Below are 2,793 nucleotides of genomic sequence, written 5' to 3'. Positions count from 1 at the left end.
AGCTCGGGCCCCGCGAAGCCATGAGCCTGGTCCTTGATCGCGTCGCCTTGACCATTGGCGGCCGACCTTTGGTGAAAGAGGTCAGCCTCAACCTCAACCCTGGAGAGGTGGTCGGGTTACTCGGCCCCAACGGTGCAGGAAAAACCACCACCTTCAATCTGGTGACCGGTCTGCTGCGCCCGGACTCAGGGGCCGTGACCATGGATGAGACCTGTGTTGCCGACTTCTCCATGCCGGAGCGTGCCCGCTTGGGCATCGGCTACCTCCCCCAGGAAGCGAGTGTCTTCCGCAGCCTGAGCGTCCAGGACAACCTGATGTTGGCCCTCCAGGAAAGTGGAGCCCCCAAGGAACAGCGCCGTGATCGGGTCGAGCAATTGGTGCAGGATTTCCACCTGAAGCCCTTTCAGCACCGCCTCGGTTATCAGCTCTCAGGCGGTGAACGCCGGCGCTGCGAAGTGGCCCGAGCCCTGGCGGTCGGCGAAAGCGGTCCCCGCTATCTGCTGCTGGATGAACCGTTTGCAGGTGTCGATCCCCTGGCCGTGGCCGACCTTCAGACCTTGATCGCCGGACTGCGGGATCGAGGCATGGGGGTGCTGATCACGGATCACAACGTTCGTGAGACCCTGTCGATCACCGACCGCGCCTACATCCTGACGGAGGGAAGCATCTTGGCCAGTGGCCCCTCCCGTGAGATGGCGAATGACCCCCTGGTGCGTCGCCACTACCTCGGGGAGGACTTCCGGCTGTGACGATCGCACCGACCTGGACCGAGCCCCTGCGCCGGCAGTCTCAAAAGCTCCAACGCCAGTGGAGAACCCTCCCTCTGCTGGATCGCTGGCTGTTTGCCGAGATGCTCGGCCCACTGCTCTTCGGCATCGCCGCCTTCACGGCCGTCTCCCTCTCGGTGGGTGTCGTCTTTGAGTTGGTCCGCAAGGTGGCCGAGGCAGGCCTGCCGCTCTGGGCCGCTGGCAAGGTCCTCGCCCTGCGCATGCCCGGCTTCTTGGTGCTGTCCTTCCCGATGGCCACCCTGATGGCCACCCTGTTGGCCTTTAGTCGCCTCTCGGGCAGTAGCGAACTCACGGCCCTGCGCAGCATCGGCGTGAAGACCTGGCGCATGGTCGTCCCCGCCCTGGTGCTGGCGGCCCTGATGACGCTGCTGACCTTCGTGTTCAACGACGTCATCGTTCCGAGCGCCAACTATTCGGCTTCCAACGTCCTCGATAGCGCCCTCGGTCGCGCCCTCTCCGCCCAGACGGGCAAAAACGTTGTCTATTCGCGCTTCGGCCGGATTACACCCAAGGAGCCCGGTGGCAATGCCGGAGAGGGACTGACCCAGCTCTTTTATGCCAAGGAGTTCAAAAACGGTGAGATGCAGGGCGTCACCCTGCTCGATTTCTCCCGTGAGGATCAGCAGCAGGTTTTAACCGCCAACACTGCGGTCTGGGACGAGAACAGGGCGATGTGGGAGTTCCGCAATGGCCGAATTCTCAACATCGATGCGGCCAATAACTTCACCACCTCAGCCAACTACACCAGTTACTACTACCCCTTCACCCGGGCTCCCCAGGATGTGGGCATGCTGCCCAGTGATGCGGCCCAGATGACCGTGGCCCAGGCGCGCCGCGCCGAGGCGCTTCTGGTTCAAGCCGGTGATCAAAAGGAAGCCCGGCGGCTGCGGGTGCGGATCCAGGAAAAATTTGCCTTCCCGGCCATCTGCCTGGTCTTTGGCTTGATCGGCAGCAGCCTTGGGGTTCGCCCCAATTCCCGCACCAGCCGCAGTCAGGGCTTCGGCATCAGCGTTTTGCTGATCTTTGGCTACTACCTGATGTCGTTCATCTTCAGCTCCCTCGGCATCAAGGGAACCCTCTACCCCTTCTTTGCCGCTTGGTTGCCGGTTTTGATTGGTCTTGGTGGCGGTCTTGTGCTGCTTCGCAAGGCCAGCCGCTGACCTTGCCTTTGGCGCGGCAGACTGTTCGCCATCTTTGATCTCGTCAGCGGTTTCGTGACCGATCCGGTTCTTGCGCTTGGTCTTGCTGCCTTTGCGCTGCTGCTCCTGGCCCTTCCCCTGTCCTTTTGGAGCGTCAGTGGCGGAGGCCAGGGCAGCACCGTGGTTCGCCTGCTGGTGGCGACGGCCAACTTGGCTCTGACAGCGCAACTGGTGCTGCGCTGGTGGCAGTCCGGCCACTTTCCGATCAGCAACCTCTACGAGTCCCTCTGTTTCCTGGCCTGGGCTTGCACCTTGACCCAGTTGCTGGTGGAGCGGACCTATCGCTCACCGCTCGTGGCGGCGTCCGCTACACCCATGGGTCTGGGCTGCGTGGCCTTCGCCTCCTTCGCCCTGCCGGATCAACTGCAGCAGGCCGCCCCACTGGTGCCCGCCCTGCGCTCCAGCTGGCTGGTGATGCACGTCAGCGTGATCATGGTGAGTTACGCAGCCCTCTTGGTCGGCTCTTTGCTCTCGATGGCGGTGCTTTTTACCGATCGCGGGCAGGCCTTGGAACTGCGCAGCAGCTCCATCGGCAGTGGCGGCTTCCGCCAGGCCAGCCTTGCCGCCGACGGAGCCCCGGTTGATCTCTCATTGAGCAGCGCCTCCCTCTCCCTCAGTGAGCAGCTCGACAGCCTGAGCTACCGCACGATCACCGTTGGCTTTCTGTTGCTCTCCGTTGGCATCGTCAGCGGTGCCGTCTGGGCCAACGAGGCCTGGGGCAGCTGGTGGAGCTGGGATCCCAAGGAAACCTGGGCCTTGATCTGCTGGCTTGTCTATGCCGCCTACCTTCACACCCGCCTGAGCCG

General features: G+C 63.2%; 3 protein-coding genes. All 3 read left to right on the top strand.

Annotated features, from left to right (window positions below; genetic code table 11):
• The first annotated feature begins 20 nt into the window (after positions 1-20).
• Positions 21-749, top strand: coding sequence for an LPS export ABC transporter ATP-binding protein (gene lptB / locus QZ189_RS11080; RefSeq protein ID WP_010316925.1), 729 nt, complete (start codon positions 21-23; stop codon positions 747-749).
• On the top strand, positions 746-1,948 hold the full coding sequence (locus QZ189_RS11075; protein WP_296421797.1) for an LptF/LptG family permease: 1,203 nt from the start codon (positions 746-748) through the stop codon (positions 1,946-1,948). The genes lptB and QZ189_RS11075 overlap by 4 nt, the downstream gene beginning before the upstream one ends.
• A gap of 54 nt (positions 1,949-2,002) precedes the next feature.
• Positions 2,003-2,793, top strand: a 791-nt coding sequence (gene ccsB / locus QZ189_RS11070; RefSeq protein WP_296421795.1) for a c-type cytochrome biogenesis protein CcsB, incomplete at its 3' end; no start/stop codon positions are given.

Source organism: Vulcanococcus sp. CPBay_Sum15L08_68, from assembly GCF_017855895.1.
Classification (GTDB): domain Bacteria; phylum Cyanobacteriota; class Cyanobacteriia; order PCC-6307; family Cyanobiaceae; genus Vulcanococcus.
This window is presented reverse-complemented; position numbering and strand designations above follow the sequence as displayed.

Bases quoted from the DNA above. Each gene is read 5' to 3' on its own strand.
- lptB (WP_010316925.1), top strand. From the start codon at position 21: ATGAGCCTGGTCCTTGATCGCGTCGCCTTGACCATTGGCGGCCGACCT.